13 protein-coding genes are annotated in these 16,720 nt (G+C 70.9%); 10 read left to right on the forward strand and 3 right to left on the reverse strand.

Annotated elements, in window-relative coordinates; all coding sequences use genetic code 11:
- Positions 1-23: 23 nt before the first annotated feature.
- Genes ACIQ7D_RS01660 through ACIQ7D_RS01670 form a run of 3 tightly spaced genes read right to left on the reverse strand, consistent with a single transcriptional unit; the run spans position 24 to position 4,785 of the window.
- Entirely contained in the window at positions 24-881 is an 858-nt protein-coding gene (locus tag ACIQ7D_RS01660; protein WP_403932287.1) for a 2Fe-2S iron-sulfur cluster-binding protein, read from the reverse strand.
- Positions 878-2,857 (reverse strand): NADH-ubiquinone oxidoreductase-F iron-sulfur binding region domain-containing protein, encoded by a 1,980-nt coding sequence (locus tag ACIQ7D_RS01665; protein ID WP_403933763.1) that lies wholly within the window; start codon positions 2,855-2,857, stop codon positions 878-880. Before ACIQ7D_RS01665 ends, ACIQ7D_RS01660 begins: the two co-directional genes overlap by 4 nt.
- Before the next feature lie 5 nt (positions 2,858-2,862).
- Entirely contained in the window at positions 2,863-4,785 is a 1,923-nt protein-coding gene (locus ACIQ7D_RS01670; protein WP_403932290.1) for a molybdopterin oxidoreductase family protein, read from the reverse strand.
- A 433-nt stretch (positions 4,786-5,218) separates the two neighbouring features.
- Between ACIQ7D_RS01670 and ACIQ7D_RS01675 the strand changes: the two genes are divergently transcribed.
- From ACIQ7D_RS01675 to ACIQ7D_RS01720, 10 genes are all read left to right on the forward strand, one after another.
- Positions 5,219-6,574 (forward strand): OFA family MFS transporter, encoded by a 1,356-nt coding sequence (locus ACIQ7D_RS01675; RefSeq protein ID WP_403932293.1) that lies wholly within the window; start codon positions 5,219-5,221, stop codon positions 6,572-6,574.
- Positions 6,537-6,683: a hypothetical protein gene (locus ACIQ7D_RS01680; RefSeq protein ID WP_403932296.1), complete on the forward strand. Its 147-nt coding sequence runs from the start codon at positions 6,537-6,539 to the stop codon at positions 6,681-6,683. Before ACIQ7D_RS01675 ends, ACIQ7D_RS01680 begins: the two co-directional genes overlap by 38 nt.
- Before the next feature lie 114 nt (positions 6,684-6,797).
- Positions 6,798-7,745 carry a beta-ketoacyl-ACP synthase III gene (locus ACIQ7D_RS01685; protein WP_403932299.1) on the forward strand — a complete coding sequence of 316 codons (948 nt, stop codon included), beginning with the start codon at positions 6,798-6,800 and terminating at the stop codon, positions 7,743-7,745.
- 127 nt (positions 7,746-7,872) lie between these two features.
- A complete protein-coding gene (locus tag ACIQ7D_RS01690; RefSeq protein ID WP_403932301.1) occupies positions 7,873-8,550 on the forward strand; it encodes a GntR family transcriptional regulator in 678 nt (225 codons plus the stop codon).
- A 282-nt stretch (positions 8,551-8,832) separates the two neighbouring features.
- Complete coding sequence (locus ACIQ7D_RS01695) at positions 8,833-10,017, forward strand: ROK family protein (protein ID WP_403932304.1); 1,185 nt, start codon at positions 8,833-8,835, stop codon at positions 10,015-10,017.
- A 388-nt stretch (positions 10,018-10,405) separates the two neighbouring features.
- The gene (locus ACIQ7D_RS01700; protein ID WP_403932307.1) at positions 10,406-11,947 is read left to right on the forward strand and encodes a sugar ABC transporter ATP-binding protein; all 1,542 of its coding nucleotides are present in this window, start codon (positions 10,406-10,408) and stop codon (positions 11,945-11,947) included.
- Positions 11,944-13,077, forward strand: coding sequence for an ABC transporter permease (locus tag ACIQ7D_RS01705; RefSeq protein ID WP_403932310.1), 1,134 nt, complete (start codon positions 11,944-11,946; stop codon positions 13,075-13,077). The genes ACIQ7D_RS01700 and ACIQ7D_RS01705 overlap by 4 nt, the downstream gene beginning before the upstream one ends.
- A gap of 57 nt (positions 13,078-13,134) precedes the next feature.
- Entirely contained in the window at positions 13,135-14,175 is a 1,041-nt protein-coding gene (locus tag ACIQ7D_RS01710) for a substrate-binding domain-containing protein (RefSeq protein WP_403932312.1), read from the forward strand.
- Between the two features lie 208 nt (positions 14,176-14,383).
- Positions 14,384-15,634: a Gfo/Idh/MocA family protein gene (locus ACIQ7D_RS01715; protein ID WP_403932315.1), complete on the forward strand. Its 1,251-nt coding sequence runs from the start codon at positions 14,384-14,386 to the stop codon at positions 15,632-15,634.
- Positions 15,635-15,673: 39 nt separating this feature from the next.
- Positions 15,674-16,678, forward strand: a complete 1,005-nt coding sequence (locus ACIQ7D_RS01720; protein WP_384996154.1) for a sugar phosphate isomerase/epimerase family protein — start codon at positions 15,674-15,676, stop codon at positions 16,676-16,678.
- The last annotated feature ends 42 nt before the right edge of the window (positions 16,679-16,720 follow it).

Consider the following 16,720-nt stretch of genomic DNA (forward strand, 5'->3'; position numbering starts at 1 on the left):
TACTCGTCGGGATGTCGGCCCGTTCAGCGCTGCTGTACATGCTGGAAGCCGAAGCGGCCCTTGATGCAGAGGTTGCCGTGCGTCACAGGGTTGTCGTGCGGTGATGTGACTTTCACGATCTCATTGTCCTGTACGTGGAGGGTCAGGTTGCAGCCGACGCCGCAGTAGGCGCAGATCGTGGTGGTTTCGGTCTGGGCCGTCTCGTTCCAGGTACCCGCGGCGCGCATGTCGAACTCGGTTTTGAAGCTGAGTGCTCCGGTGGGGCAGACCTCGATGCAGTTGCCGCAGTAGACGCAGGCGGAGTCGGTGAGCGGGGCGTCGTGTTCGGTGGCGACGCGGGCGTCGAAGCCGCGGCCGGCGATGGAGATCGCGAAGGTGTTCTGCCACTGTTCGCCGCACGCGTCGACGCATTTGTAGCACTGGACGCATTTGTCGTAGTCGCGGACGTACAGCTCGTTGTCGACTCTCGGTTCTTCGCCGAGCCGGGCGGCGTCCGGTCCGAAGCGGGCGGGTTTCGCGTCGTACTCCTCGATCCACTCGGCGGCCCCGGGGGTGGTGGAGAGGTCCGTCGAGGAGGCGAGGAGTTCGAGGACGATCTTTCTGCTGTGCCGGGCGCGTTCGCTGTCCGTGGTGACGGTCATGCCCGGTTCGGCGCGGCGTGAGCAGGCGGGGGCGAGGGTCCTGGCACCTTCGACCTCGACCACGCAGAGGCGACACGCGTTCTTCGGGGTGAGTGTGTCGCCTTCGCAGAGGGTGGGGATGTTCTTGCCCGCGGCGCGGCAGGCGTCGAGGATCGTGGCGCCTTCGGGGACCCGGGTCTCCTGGCCGTCGAGGGTGAACTCGACCAGCCGGCGCGGCGGCTGGAGCGGTATCGCGGTCACAGGGCCTCCTCGGTCTCGTGGGCGGTGCGGTAGACGTCCAGGCGGTCGATGGCGGATTCCACGGCGTTCCAGGCGGTCTGGCCGAGTCCGCAGATGGAGGCGTCCTTCATGGCCTGTCCCACTTCGCGGAGCAGTGCGATGTCTCCGGCCGCCGCCGCGCCCGTACGGTCGGCGATCCGGTGCAGCGCTTCTTCCTGACGGACGGTGCCGACCCGGCAGGGCACGCACTGTCCGCAGGACTCGTCGCGGAAGAACTCGGCGATACGCAGGAGCATCCGTGGCAGTTCGACGGTGTCGTCGAGGACGAGCACGACGCCGGAGCCGAGGGTGGTGCCGGCCGCGCGGGTGCCTTCGAAGGTGAGGGGGATGTCGCGTTCGTCGGGGCGTACGAAGCCGCCGGCGGCGCCGCCGAGCAGAATGGCGCGTACGGTGCCGGGCGCTTCGGCGAGGTCGAGGAGTTCGCCGAGGGTGGTGCCGAAGGGGAGTTCGTAGACGCCGGGGCGGCCGACGTTGCCGGAGACGCAGAAGAGTTTGGGTCCGGTGGATCCGGCGGTGCCGGTCGCGGCGTACGCCTGGGCGCCGCCGGTCAGGATGGGGAGCACGTTGATCAGTGTCTCGACGTTGTTCTCGGCGGTCGGTCTGCCGAACAGGCCCTTCTCCACGGGGAAGGGCGGTTTGGAGCGCGGTTCGCCCCGGTAGCCCTCGATGGAGTTGAACAGGGCGGTCTCCTCGCCGCAGATGTACGCTCCGGCGCCGCGCCTGATCTCGATGTCGAAGGTGTAGCCCTGGCCGAGGATGTCGTCGCCGAGCAGTCCGCGGGTGCGCGCCTGGCCGATGGCGTGCTGGAGCAGGCGCAGGGCGCGCGGGTATTCGCCGCGCAGGTAGAGGTAGCCGCGGTGCGCGCCGACCGCGTATCCGGCGATGGTCATCGCCTCGATCAGGGAGTACGGGTCGCCTTCCATGACCACCCGGTCCTTGAAGGTGCCTGGCTCCGACTCGTCGGCGTTGCAGACCAGGTAGTGCGGGTGGGCGGGCTGGGCGGCGGTGGCCTGCCATTTGCGTCCGGTGGGGAAGGCGGCGCCGCCCCGGCCGACCAGTCCGGCGTCGGTCACCTCGCGGATGATCCCGGCGGGGCCGAGGGCGAAGGCCCGGCGCAGCGCCGCGTAGCCGCCGTGCGCGCGGTAGTCGTCAAGGCTGTACGGGTCGACGACGCCGACGCGGCGCAGCAGGGTGAGTCCGGGCTGTCCGGCCTGGGGTACGGCGCTTCCGGCGCCGGGTCCGGCGGGGGCCGTGAGGGGCTCGGCGGCGGCGTGTGCGAGCGCGTCGGCGGTGGCGGGTGCGACGACGGCGGTGGCGTACGGGCGTTCCTCCGGGTTCGGCTCGCGCGCGGGTCCGTCGGTGGGTCCGGCCGCGGGTCCTGCGGTGGGTCCGGCGCCGGGTCCGACCGGGGCGCCCGCCTGGACGAGCAGTGCGGCGGGGGCGCGTTCGCACAGGCCGAGGCAGGGGCTGGGCTGCCAGACGAGTCCGCCGCCGGGGCCGCTGCCCGCCGGGGCGCCCGTCGGGGTGCCGGCGGGGCCGAGACGCTCCTCCAGGCCGGCGCGGAGCCCGGTGGCGCCGCGGCTCGCGCAGGCCAGGTCGGTGCAGACGTGCAGCACCTTCGCTGGGCGCGGGGCGACGGCGAACATCGCGTAGAACGTGGCCACGCCGTACGCCTCGGCCGGAGGGACGGTCAGCCGGCGGCAGAGGTAGTCGAGGGCGCCCTCGCTGATCCAGCCGATCCGGTCGTTGACCGCGTGCAGCCCCGGCAGCAGCAGATCGCGCCGCTCGCGCGCCTCCCGGCCGCCGCGCGCCCAGCGCAGGTCCGTGTCCGTACGGTCGTCCGCGCCCTCCCAGGCGGAGTCGGGAGGGCCGAGCAGGGCGTCGACCGCCGCGCGTTCCTCGTCGGTCGGTTTGCTGTCACCGAAGCGCAGATCCACCTGAGTCAACTCCTGCTCGGTAGGGGCAGCTTCTCGATCCGGATCGCGGACGCCTTGAACTCCGCGGTGCCCGCGATCGGGCAGTTGGCCTCGATGGTGAGCTGGTTGGTGTCCACCTCGTCCGGGAAGTGCATCGACATGAAGGCCAGCCCCGGGCGCAGCCCCGGGTCGATCCAGACCGGTGCCTGTACGGCGCCGCGCCGGGAGCTGACCCGTACCTCCTCACCGGAGGTGACCCCGTACCGCTCGGCGTCCTCCGGGCTCAGCTCGACGTACTCGCCCCTGCGCAGCGGTGAGGCGAAACTCCCGCTCTGCACGCCGGTGTTGTACGAGTCGAGGCGGCGTCCCGTGGTGAGCCTGATCGGGTAGCGCTCGTCCGTCAGGTCGACGGGCGGGTCATGGCGTACGAGGCCGAAGGGCGCGCGCCTGCCGCGCCGTTCGGGTTCGTCCTCCCACAACCTGCTGTGCAGGAAGGTCGGTTCGAGCCGGTCGGTGGCGGGGCACGGCCACTGGATGCCCTGGTGCTCGGCCAGCCGCTCGTAGGTCATGCCGTAGTGGTCGGGGGAGACCGAACGCAGTTCGTTCCAGACCGACTCGGCGTCCGCGTACTTCCAGGCGTGGCCGAGGCGGCCCGCGAGGTCGCAGATGATGTCGATGTCCTCGCGGGCCTCGCCGGGCGGTTCGACGGCCTTGCGGACGCGCTGCACACGGCGTTCGCTGTTGGTGGTGGTGCCGTCGGTCTCGGCCCAGGCGGCGGTGGCGGGCAGTACCACGTCGGCGAGTTCGGCGGTCCTGGTGAGGAAGATGTCCTGGACCACGAGGCAGTCGAGCCGCCGCATCCGTTCCACGGCCTGTTCGCTGTCGGCCTCGGACTGGGCCGGGTTCTCGCCGATGCAGTAGACGGCCCGGAGCCCGCCGCTCTCCATCGCCTCGAACATCTCGGTCAGGTTGAGCCCGTAGCGCGGCTGGATGACGGTGTCCCAGGCGGTCTCGAACTTCCGCCGGATGTCCGGCTCCAGGATGTCCTGGAAGCCGGGCAGCCGGTTCGGGATGGCGCCCATGTCGCCGCCGCCCTGCACGTTGTTCTGGCCGCGCAGCGGCTGTACGCCGGAGCCGTACCGTCCGACGTGTCCGGTGAGCAGCGCGAGGTTGATCAGGGCGCGTACGTTGTCGGTGCCGTTGTGATGCTCGGTGACGCCCAGGGTCCAGCAGAGCTGGGCGCGTTCGGCGCGGGCGTAGGCGTGGGCGAGGTCCCTGATCGCCTCGGCGGGCACCCCGGTCACCTGCTCGGCCGCGCTGAGCGTCCAGGGCTCGACCTCGGCGGCGTACGCCTCGAACCCGGAGGTCGCGCGCGCGATGAACGACGTGTTGTGCAGCCCCGCGCGGATGATCTCGCGGCCGACCGCGTGGGCCATCGGGATGTCCGTGCCGACGTTCAGCCCGAGCCAGCTCTCGGCCCATTCGGCGGTGGAGGTGCGGCGCGGGTCGACGGCGTACATCCGCGCGCCGTTCCTGATGCCGCGCAGGACGTGCTGGAAGAAGATCGGGTGCGCGAAGCGGGCGTTGGAGCCCCACATCACGATCAGGTCCGTGTGGTCGACCTCCCCGTACGAGGAGGTGCCGCCGCCGGATCCGAAGACGGCGGAGAGCCCGGCGACGCTCGGCGCGTGACAGGTCCGGTTGCAGGAGTCCACGTTGTTGGTGCCCATGACCACCCGCGCGAACTTCTGCGCCACGTAGTTCATCTCGTTGGTGGCGCGGGCGCAGGAGAACATCCCGAACGCGCCGCGCGCCGCGCCCAGTCCCTCGGCCGCCCGCTCCAGCGCCTCGTCCCAGGTCGCCCGGCGCAGAGGGCCGCCCTTGCTGTCCCGCACCATGGGATGCGTGATGCGGGCGTAGGTCTTCGGCGTACGGTCTCGCTTCTTCACGCTGCGCTCTCCTCAGGGGTGAGGGTCGGCGGCCGTATCAACGGATGTGCATACAGTATTCTGTAGGCGGGTGCGTGGCGGAAGCCCCATGGACCGGGATTCGGCCACGCGCGCGCCGGATCGGGCGGCGGCACACTGCCGGAACGACCCGTCCAGCGGATCGGAGATCGGTGACGCTCTCCGTTCGGTCGAGGGGGCCGAGGGAATGGCTCTGCCTCGCCGATCCGCTGTGCCGATTTCGCTGTTACGGCCTCTCTGTGCCGACCTTCTGTCTACGAAATACTGTCTACAGTATGGAATTCGGTGTCGGCGAGGTTTCCGGCGGACCGGGCTTCCGCCGGACCCGCGGACGGCGCCTGCCAGGGAATTTCTTTCCGGTCGGGCAGTTGTAGATCTTCCCAACAGGGCACACGGGTTCCTAGAGTCCGTGACCATGACCCCACCAATCGCACCCGCCGGCTGGAGCCGCTGGCTGGTGCCCCCCGCCGCGCTGTCGGTGCACCTCTCGATCGGCCAGGCCTACGCCTGGAGCGTGTTCAAGCCCCCGCTCGAATCCGCGCTCGGTCTCTCCGGTACCCAGAGCGCCCTCCCGTTCCAACTGGGCATCGTGATGCTCGGTCTGTCGGCCGCCTTCGGCGGCACCCTCGTCGAACGCAACGGGCCGCGCTGGGCGATGACCGTCGCCCTGTGCTGCTTCTCGTCCGGCTTCCTGATCGCCGCGCTCGGTGCCGCCACCGAGCAGTTCTGGCTGATCATCCTCGGTTACGGATTCGTCGGCGGGATCGGCCTCGGCATCGGCTACATCTCCCCGGTCTCCACCCTGATCAAGTGGTTCCCCGACCGGCCCGGCATGGCCACCGGCATCGCCATCATGGGGTTCGGCGGCGGCGCGCTCATCGCCTCCCCGTGGTCCGCGCAGATGCTGAAGTCGTACGGCACGGGACCGGAGGGCATCGCGTACGCCTTCCTGACCCACGGGCTGGTCTACGCGGCCTTCATGACGCTCGGCGTGCTGCTGGTCCGGGTCCCCCCGCCCGGCTACCGGCAGAAGGCGCCCGGGGAAGCGCCGGTGGCGGGCGCCCCGGCTCCCACCGCGCAGGTCTCCGCCCGGTCCGCCGTGCGCACCCCGCAGTTCTGGTGCCTGTGGCTCGTCCTGTGCATGAACGTGACCGCCGGGATCGGGATCCTGGAGAAGGCCGCCCCGATGATCACGGACTTCTTCGCGGAGACGTCCACGCCGGTCTCCGTGTCGGCCGCCGCCGGGTTCGTCGCCCTGCTCTCCGCCGCCAACATGGCGGGGCGGATCGGCTGGTCCTCCACCTCCGACCTGATCGGCCGGAAGAACATCTACCGTGTCTATCTCGGCGTCGGCGCCCTCATGTATCTGCTCATCGCGCTGTTCGGCGACGCCTCCAAGCCGCTGTTCGTCATCTGCGCGCTGGTGATCCTCTCCTTCTACGGAGGCGGCTTCGCCACCATCCCGGCCTACCTCAAGGACCTCTTCGGCACCTACCAGGTGGGCGCCATCCACGGCCGGCTGCTGACCGCCTGGTCCACCGCCGGTGTGCTCGGCCCGCTCATCGTCAACCGTGTCGCCGACAGCCAGGAAGAGGCGGGCAGGAGCGGCGCGGGACTCTACGGGCTCTCGTTCACGATCATGATCGGACTGCTGGTCGTCGGTTTCGTCGCCAACGAATTCGTCAGGCCCGTCCACCCCCGCCACCACGTCCCCGCACCGAGGGAGGCCCCCGATGACCAGCTCGTCGGCGACCAGCGCCACCACGCCTGAACCCCGCCGTACCGGTCTGATCGTCTTCGCCTGGCTTTGGGTGGGGATCCCCCTCGCGTACGGTGTGTACGAGCTGGTCCTGAAGGCCGCCCAGCTTTTCACCGGATAAGGCGGAGTCTCCAACCGGGACGGAAGAATCCTGTTGGTTCCCCTGCACCCTTACCGGTGAGTCGCTGACGAGACTGGAGCATTCCTGTACGTCGACGAAGAGGGGGTCCGGGGCATGACCGGAACTCGTATCGCCGCGCTGGGGCACTATCAGCCCGCCAAAGTGCTCACCAACCACGACCTGGCGGCGATGGTCGACACCAGTGACGAATGGATCACCAGCCGGGTCGGGATCAAGACCCGGCATGTGGCGGGTCCCGACGAACCGGTGGATGAGCTGGCCGCGCACGCGGGGGCCAAGGCCCTCGCCGCGGCCGGTCTCACCCCGGCCGACATCGACATGGTGCTGGTCGCCACCTCCACGGCGATCGACCGGTCGCCGAACACCGCCGCGCGGGTCGCCGCGCGGCTCTCCATGGGGTCTCCGGCCGTCATGGACCTGAATGTGGTGTGCGCGGGCTTCACCCACGCCCTCGCCACCGCCGACCATGCCGTACGGGCGGGCGCCGCCACCCGGGTCCTGGTCATCGGCGCGGACGAGATGGCCGCCGTCGGCGACTGGACCGACCGTACGACGTGCGTCCTGCTCGGGGACGGCGCGGGCGCGGCCGTGGTCGTGGCGACCGAGCCCGGCGAGGAGCCGGGGATCGGCCCGGTGCTCTGGGGCTCGGTGCCCGAGATGGGGCGCGCCGTACGGATCGAGGGCACCCCGCCGGTCTTCGCCCAGGAGGGCCAGGCCGTCTACCGCTGGGCCACCACCCAGCTCCCGCCGATCGCCCGCAAGGTCTGTGAGCGCGCCGGAGTCACCCCCGAGGAGCTGGGCGCCGTCGTGCTGCACCAGGCGAATCTGCGGATCATCGAGCCCGTCGCGCAGAAGATCGGCGCGGTCAACGCGGTCATCGCCCGGGATGTCGTGGAATCCGGCAATACGTCCGCCGCCTCGATCCCGATGGCGCTCTCCAAGCTCGTGGCGCGCGGGGAGATCCCGTCCGGGGCTCCCGCGCTGCTCTTCGGCTTCGGCGGCAACCTCTCCTATGCGGGTCAGGTCATCCGCTGCCCCTGAATCCGGCGGATCTCGGTAGACTGTAGACGATAGCCAATGTGGTGACGCCCTCACATTCCCGGTGCGGGCGCTCCGCCACTGGCTGTCGCCACCGTCATCGACACTGCCGGCCAGGAGGGGGACCGCGATGCTGTCCGCGAAGTTGGCGCAGGGATCCGTGCCCAGGCTCGAACGACCGGGTCCACTGCGGGAACGCGTCTACGAGGCCCTGCTCGAACTGATAACGACCCGCGCGCTCCAGCCGGGCCAGCATCTCGTCGAGAGCGAACTCGCGGGCCACCTCGGGGTGTCGCGGCAGCCGGTGCGCGAGGCGCTCCAGCGCCTCAACACCGAGGGCTGGGTCGATCTGCGCCCGGCGCAGGGCGCGTTCGTCCACGAGCCGACCGAGGAGGAGGCCGACCAGCTCCTCTCGGTCCGTACGCTGCTGGAGGCGGACGCCGCCCGGCTCGCCGCCGCCAACTCCGGTACGGCGGGGATCGCCGCCCTGGAGGAGCTGTGCGCCCTGGGGGAGCGCGCCGTGGCGGACGACGACGTGGATCTGGCGGTCGCCACCAACGCCGCCTTCCACGCCAAGGTGATGGAGCTGGCGGGCAATCTCGTGCTGGCGGAGCTGGCCGCGCAGGTGGACCGCCGGGTGCGCTGGTACTACACACCGGTCGCCCGGCAGCGCGGCAAGCAGTCCTGGATCGAGCACCGCGAGCTGATCGCGGCGATCGCCGCACGGGACGAGGGGCGCGCCACCGAGGTCATGAAGGCGCACACGGAGCACACCCGCACCACGTACCACCAGCGCGAACGTACCTGACACCCCGGCCGCCGCCCTCTCGGCCCGCCGTACACCCTCGCACCCCCGGCACACCCCCGGCCGCCACGCGGAATCCGCGTGGCGGCCGTCGTGCTGTCCGGATCCGGGTGGTCTCCACCCCGGCTTTGTCCTCGGTGTGGAGAAAGTTGGTACGGATTCATGCGCAACTTCTTCCCCCTGCGGGCAAGCGCTGCTACGTTCCCTCGAAAGCGCGGCAACGGAAACCCGGCCGCACACACCGACGTATACGGCCGAGAAGGCGGGGAGGGGCGCGTGAGACGGATGACCGCACGACCCGCAAACGCTCACCAGGCGCGACTGCTCCGGCTGTTGCGCGACGGTGGACCCAACTCCCGTGCCCAGCTCGGGGACCAGGTCGACCTCTCACGCTCCAAGCTCGCCGTCGAGGTGGACCGGCTGCTGGAGACCGGCCTCGTGGTGGCCGACGGACTCGCCGCCTCGCGCGGCGGCCGGCGCTCCCACAACATCCGGCTGGCGCCCGGCATGCGCTTCCTCGGTGTCGACATCGGCGCCACCTCCATCGATGTGGCCGTCACCAACGCCGAGTTGGAGGTCCTGGGCCATCTCAACCACCCGATGGACGTCCGTGAGGGCCCCGTCGCCGTCTTCGAGCAGGTCCTCGTCATGGCCGCGAAGCTCAAGGTCAGCGGGCTGGCCGAGGAGTTCGACGGCGCGGGCATAGGGGTGCCGGGCCCGGTCCGCTTCCCCGAGGGTGTGCCCGTCGCACCGCCGATCATGCCCGGCTGGGACGGCTTCCCGGTACGGGAGGCGCTCAGCCAGGAACTGGGCTGCCCGGTCATGGTCGACAACGACGTGAACCTGATGGCGATGGGGGAGCAGCACGCGGGCGTCGCACGCTCCGTCGGCGACTTCCTCTGCGTCAAGATCGGTACGGGCATCGGCTGCGGGATCGTGGTCGGCGGCGACGTCTACCGGGGGACGACCGGCAGCGCCGGCGACATCGGCCATATCCAGGTCGAGGCGGACGGCCGCCCCTGTGCCTGCGGCAACAAGGGCTGCCTGGAGGCGTACTTCAGCGGCGCCGCGCTCGCCCGGGACGCGGAGGACGCGGCCCAGGCCGGCCACTCGCCCGAACTGGCCGCCCGTCTCGACGAGTCGGGCGGACCGCTCACCGCCGTGGATGTCGCCGCCGCCGCGGCCGCGGGGGATCCGGCCGCGCTCCAGCTCATCCGTGAGGGCGGCAACCGCGTCGGCCAGGTCATCGCCGGACTCGTCAGCTTCTTCAACCCCGGTCTCGTGGTGATAGGCGGCGGGGTGACCGGCCTCGGCCACACCCTGCTGGCCAGCGTACGGACCCAGGTCTACCGGCAGTCGCTGCCGCTGGCCACCGGCAATCTCCCCATCGTCCTGGGCGAGTTGGGGCCGGCCGCCGGGGTCACCGGCGCGGCCCGGCTCATCAGCGACCACCTGTTCTCACCGGCCTGACGCCGGTGCGGTACCACTGATCCGCCCGCACCACTCGTACCACCTGTACTACCGGAAGATCAGCGCCACCGGTACCACTGCCTCACCAGCACCACCGGTACCACCGCCTCATCCGTACCACCAGCACCACCGGCACCACCGCGCCACCCGTACCACCGGCGCTTTCGCGCCACCCGTACCACCGCACGAGCCGCACCGCGTCACCGAGCCGCACGAGCCGTCAGAGCCGCACCACTCGCCCACTCGCACGAGTCGCGCCACACCGTGTACGGACGGCACCCACGTCCGTACACCTCCTCCGTACACCACAGCCGTCAGCTCCATCGCACCCTGCCCGTGGGCCGCCGCGCCCCGTGGACCGGGCCGCCATCCGCCGAGGGGATTCGCCATGGCACCAGCTCCACCACCGACCCCGCTGCTCACCATGTCCGGCATCACCAAGACGTTCCCCGGTGTCCGCGCCCTCGACGGGGTGGACCTGGAGGTCGAGGCCGGTGAGGTGCACTGTCTGCTCGGGCAGAACGGCGCCGGCAAGTCCACTCTCATCAAGACGCTCGCCGGGGCCCACCAGCCCGACGGCGGTGTGATCACCTGGCAGGGCGAGGCGGTCACCCTCAAGTCGCCCATCGCCGCCATGCGGCTCGGCATCGCGACCATCTATCAGGAACTCGACCTGGTGGAAGGGCTGTCGGTCGCCGAGAACATCTTCCTCGGACACGAACCCACCACCGCCGGATTCGTGGTCAGGGGCCGCGAGGCGCGGACCAGGGCGACCGCGCTGCTGGCCCGCCTCGGCCACCCCGAGATCCAGGCCACCCGCGCCGTCGGCTCGCTCTCCGCCGCCCAGCAGCAGATCGTCTCCATGGCCCGCGCCCTCTCCCACGAGGTACGGCTCATCGTCATGGACGAACCGTCCGCGGCCCTCGACCCCGACGAGGTCGACAACCTCTTCCGTACCGTCGGCACCCTCACCGCCGACGGGGTCGCGGTCATCTACATCTCCCACCGGCTGGAGGAGATCCGCCGCATCGGCGACCGGGTCACCGTTATCAAGGACGGCCGCACCGTCGCCGTCGCGCTGCCCGCCAAGGAGACCCCGACCCGCGAGGTCGTCGCGCTGATGACCGGCCGGAACGTCGAGTACGTCTTTCCCGAGCGGCCCGCCGCCTCCGCCACGGACGGCGTGCCGCGCCCGGAGCCGGTGCTGCGCGTCGAAGGGCTCGCCAGGGAAGGGGAGTTCGCCCCGGTCGACCTGGAACTGCGGCCCGGCGAGATCGTCGGGCTCGCCGGTCTCGTCGGCTCCGGGCGCTCCGAGATCCTGGAGACGATCTACGGGGCGCGCCGGCCCAGCGCGGGCCGGGTCCTGGTCGACGGCGTACCGCTGCGCCCCGGCAGCGTCCGCGCCGCCGTCCGCGCGGGTCTCGGTCTCGCCCCCGAGGAGCGCAAGGCGCAGGGCCTGTTGATGCTGGAATCCGTCACCCGCAACGTGTCGGTGTCGTCGCTGGGCCGTTTCTCCCGGGGCGGCTGGCTCGACCACACCGCCGAGCGCGCCGCCGCGCAGAGCGCCACCAGGGAACTCTCCCTGCGCCCCGACAACCCGGACGCCCGTATCCGTACCCTCTCCGGCGGCAACCAGCAGAAGGCGGTCCTCGCCCGCTGGCTGCTGCGCGGCTGCCGGGTGCTGCTGCTCGACGAGCCGACGCGCGGGGTCGACGTGGGCGCCCGCGCCGAGTTGTACGCCGTGATCCGCCGGCTGGCCGACGAGGGCCTGGCCGTACTGCTCGTCTCCAGCGAGGTCCCCGAGGTGCTGGGCCTCGCGGACCGGGTGCTGGTGCTCCGGGAGGGCAGGGTCGTCCACCGGGCGCCGGCCCAGGAGCTGGACGAGCACCGTGTACTCGATCTTGTGATGGAAGGGAGTCCGACGCCATGACACAGCCCGCCTCCGAGGAACGGCGGGGCGGGCCCGACGACGCGCCCGCGTCCGGGCCGCCCACTTCGCCCGCCTCGTTCGCCGAACCGGCCGGTCCGGCCAACGCCACGGCCGCCACGGCCACCGCCACCAAGGCCGCTCAGGCCGCCAAGCCTCCGCAGGGAAACGGCGGTTGGCGCGCCCTCGGCATGCGTCTCGATGTCCGTAACCTCTCCCTGCTCGGGGTGCTCGCCGCGCTGATCGTGGTCGGCGGCATCACCAAGCCCGACCAGTTCCTCGACACCAACAACCTCCAACTGGTGCTCACCCAGGCCTCGGTCATCGGTGTGGTCACCGTCGGCATGACCTTCGTGATCACCAGTGGCGGCATCGACCTGTCGGTGGGCGCGATCGTCGCCCTCTCCTCGGTCTGGGCGACGACGCTGGCCACCCAGGAGTACGGGTTCGCCGGCATCCTCTTCACCGCGGTACTCGTCGGCCTCGGCTGCGGTCTGGTCAACGGGGTGCTGATCGCGTACGGCGGGATGGTGCCGTTCATCGCGACCCTCGCGATGCTCGCCTCCGCCCGGGGGCTCGCGCTCCAGATCACCGACGGCAAGACACAGATCGTCACCGTGAACTCGGTCCTCGACCTCGGTGTCCCCGACGCGTACATCCTGGGGATCCCGCCGCTCGTCCTGGTCTTCGCCCTTGTCACCGTCATCGGCTGGCTGATCCTGAACCGTACGACCTTCGGCCGGCGCACCGTCGCGGTCGGCGGCAACGCGGAGGCCGCCCGGCTCGCCGGGATCGACGTCCGCAGGCAGCGGCTCTACCTCTATCTGCTCTCCGGGCTGTGCTGCGGTATCGCGGCCTTCCTGCTGATCATCCTGGCGGGCTCGGGACAGAACACCAACGGAAACCTGTACGAACTGGACGCCATCGCCGCGGCGATCATCGGCGGCACGCTCCTCAGCGGGGGGCGCGGCACCATCGTCGGCTCCGTCCTCGGGGTCCTCGTCTTCACCACGATCACCAACATCTTCGCTCTGAACAACCTCCAGAGCGACGTCCAGCAGATCGCCAAGGGCGCCATCATCGTCGCCGCCGTACTGGTCCAGCGCCGCACCGCGCGCAACGGCGAGGCCTGATCTCCCGCCTCGTACCCGCTCACCGTCGTACCGCCCTATCCGAAGGGTTGAACCGCCATGCCAGAAACCAGCCGCAGAGGACTCCTGTTCGGCACCGCCGCCGTCTCCGCGGGTGCCCTCCTCACCGCCTGCACCAGCAACGAGCCCGCCGCGAGCAAGGAGACGGCGGCCGAGAACGTGCCCGCCGCCGACGACAAGCCCGGCAAGGCCCTCACGATCGGCTTCGCGGGGCCCCAGGCCGACCACGGCTGGCTCAACGCGATCAACGAGCAGGCCAAGGCGCGGGCGAAGAAGTACTCGGAGATCACCCTCGACATCACCGAGGGCTCCAACGACATCGCCGCGCAGATCGGCCAGGTCGAGACGCTCATCAACAAGAAGGTCGACGTCCTGGTGATCCTGCCGGCCGACGGCAAGGCCCTCACCCAGGTCGGCCTGAAGGCCATGCGCGCCGGGATCCCGGTCATCAACCTCGACCGGATCTTCTCCAACCCGCAGGCGTACCGCGCCTACATCGGCGGCGACAACTACGGCATGGGCGTCAGCGCCGGCAACTACATCGGCGAGAAGCTCAAGGGCAAGGCGAACGCCAAGGTCATCGAGCTGGCCGGGGTCGACAGCCTGGAGCTGACCCAGCAGCGCAGCAAGGGGTTCGACGACGCGCTGAAGAACTACCCGAACATCAAGAAGGTCGCCCGTCAGGCCGCAGACTTCACCGTCGAGTCCGGCCAGGCGAAGATGGCCCAGCTCCTCCAGGCGCAGTCCTCCTTCGACGCGCTGTGGAACCACGACGACGACCAGGGCGTGGGCGCCCTGCGCGCCATCCAGCAGGCGGGCCGTGAGGACTTCCTGATGGTCGGCGGCGCCGGCGCCAAGTCGGCGATGGACGCGATCAAGGCCGACAACAGTGTGCTCAAGGCCACCGTTCTCTACCCGCCGACGATGGCCGCCTCCGCCATCGACCTGGCCCGCGCCCTGGGCAACGCCAAGGGCATCAGCGGGATGGCGGAGCTGGAGATCCCCGCCTCGGTCACGCTGTACTCGGCCGTGGTCGACAAGGGCAACGTCGACGAGTACCTGCCCACCGGCTTCAACTAGTGCCGCGACCGGCATTAGTGCCCCTCTCGGCATCAGGCCAGGGCCCGGGGGCCTCCGTCCGGACCGGGCCGGATCAGGGAGCGGGGCCGGCGCGCGCGAGCCCGGCAGGATCCGGACGAGAGGCACCTGACCGGACCCGCCCGTGCCGGAAGGGGCACGGGCGGCACCGGGCCACCCCCCACCGAGCGAGAGACGAGGAGTACTCCGTATGACCCCCAGGGAAGCGGCGGAGCAAGCCGCCGGTGCACCGCCGACACTCGGCATCGGCATGATCGGATACGCGTTCATGGGCGCCGCCCACTCACAGGGGTGGCGCACCGCGGGACACGTCTTCGACCTGCCGATGCGGCCCGTGCTCGCCGCGATCTGCGGCCGGGACGAGGCCGCCGTCCAGGCGGCCGCGCGGAAACACGGCTGGGCAGCGGCCGAAACGGAGTGGCGGGAGCTGATCGCGCGCGACGATGTGCAGGTGGTCGACATCTGCACCCCCGGGGACAGCCATGCGGAGATCGCGATCGCCGCGCTGGAGGCGGGCAAGCACGTCCTGTGCGAGAAGCCCCTCGCCAACTCGGTGGCCGAGGCCGAGGCGATGGTACGGGCGGCACGGGCGGCCCGCTCCCAGGGCCGGCTCGCCATGGTCGGCTTCAACTACCGCCGGGTGCCGGCCGTCTCGTACGCCCGGCAGCTCATCGCGGAGGGCCGGCTCGGCACCCTGCGCCATGTACGGGTCACGTACCTCCAGGACTGGCTGGCCGATCCGGCGGCCCCGCTGACCTGGCGGCTCAAGCGCGAGCACGCCGGGTCGGGGGCGCTGGGCGACCTGGGCGCGCATATCGTCGACCTGGCCCAGTTCCTGACCGGTGAGGTGCTGGTGGGGGTCTCGGCGCTCACCGAGACCTTCGTCAAGGAGCGGCCCGTCCTCAGCGGCGCGACGGCCGGCCTGTCCGGGGCCGGCGGCACCGAGACCGGCGCGGTGACCGTCGACGACGCCGCGGTGTTCACCGGGCGGCTGGCCTCGGGCACGCTGGCCTCCTTCGAGGTGAGCCGGATGGCCTCGGGGCGCAAGAACGCGCTCCACCTGGAGATCAACGGCGAGCGCGGCTCGCTCGCCTTCGACCTGGAGCGGCTGAACGAGCTGTCGTTCCACGACCACACCGAGCCCGCGCCCTCGTCCGGCTTCCGCCGGATCCTGGTCACGGAGCCGGAGCATCCCTATCTGGAGGCGTGGTGGCCGCCGGGCCACGCGCTGGGGTACGAGCACACGTTCGTGCACGAGGTGCGCGACCTGGTGGAGGCGGTGGCCGCCGGGCGCGATCCGGTGCCGTCGTTCGAGGACGGACTCCAGGTGCAGCGGGTGCTCGCGGCGGTGGAGGACAGCGCGGCGAAGAACGCCGTGTACACGCCCGTACCGCCACCGTCGGCGCCCTCGTCCGCACCGCCCACCGATCAGCGTTCCTGATTCCCGAAAGAGTCAGGGACTTCCCAGAAGGAGGTCCGAATGCCACGTCCGTTCACGCTCTTCACCGGCCAGTGGGCCGATCTGCCCCTGGAGGAGGTGTGCCGGCTCGCCCGTGACTTCGGTTACGACGGTCTGGAACTCGCCTGCTGGGGCGATCACTTCGAGGTCGACAAGGCCCTCGCCGACCCCGCGTATCTGGCCGGCCGCCACCAGCTGCTCGACAAGTACGGGCTGAAGTGCTGGGCGATCTCCAACCACCTTGTCGGCCAGGCCGTCTGCGACCACCCCATCGACGAGCGCCACCAGGGCATCCTGCCGTCCCGGATCTGGGGCGACGGCGAGCCCGAGGGAGTCAGGCGGCGTGCCGCCGCCGAGATCCAGGACACCGCGAGGGCCGCGGCGGCCTTCGGGGTCGACACGGTCGTGGGCTTCACCGGCTCCTCGATCTGGCATCTCGTCGCGATGTTCCCGCCCGTGCCGCCCGGCATGATCGAGCGGGGGTACGAGGACTTCGCGGAGCGGTGGAACCCGATCCTGGACGTCTTCGACGCCGAGGGGGTCCGCTTCGCGCACGAGGTCCACCCGAGCGAGATCGCGTACGACTACTGGACCACGCACGAGGCGCTGAAGGCGGTGGACCACCGTCCGGCGTTCGGGCTGAACTTCGACCCGAGCCACTTCGTGTGGCAGGACCTGGATCCGGTCAACTTCCTCTACGACTTCCGCGACCGGATCTACCACGTCGACTGCAAGGAGGCGCGCAAGCGCCTCGACGGGCGCAACGGACGGCTCGGCTCGCATCTGCCCTGGGGCGACCCGCGGCGCGGCTGGGACTTCGTCTCGGCCGGTCACGGCGATGTGCCGTGGGAGGACGTCTTCCGGATGCTGCGGTCGATCGGGTACGAGGGGCCCGTCTCCGTCGAGTGGGAGGACGCCGGCATGGACCGGCTGGCCGGGGCGCCCGAGGCGCTGGCCGGCCTGAAGCGCTTCGACTTCGACCCGCCGAGCGCGTCCTTCGACGCCGCGTTCGGGGGCGGGGAGTAGCTCCGGCAGCGGGTACGGGGCCCGCCCCCGTACCCGCGCCTC

Origin of the sequence: Streptomyces sp. NPDC096310, assembly GCF_044763125.1 — a bacterium.
In the GTDB taxonomy this organism is placed as follows: domain Bacteria; phylum Actinomycetota; class Actinomycetes; order Streptomycetales; family Streptomycetaceae; genus Streptomyces.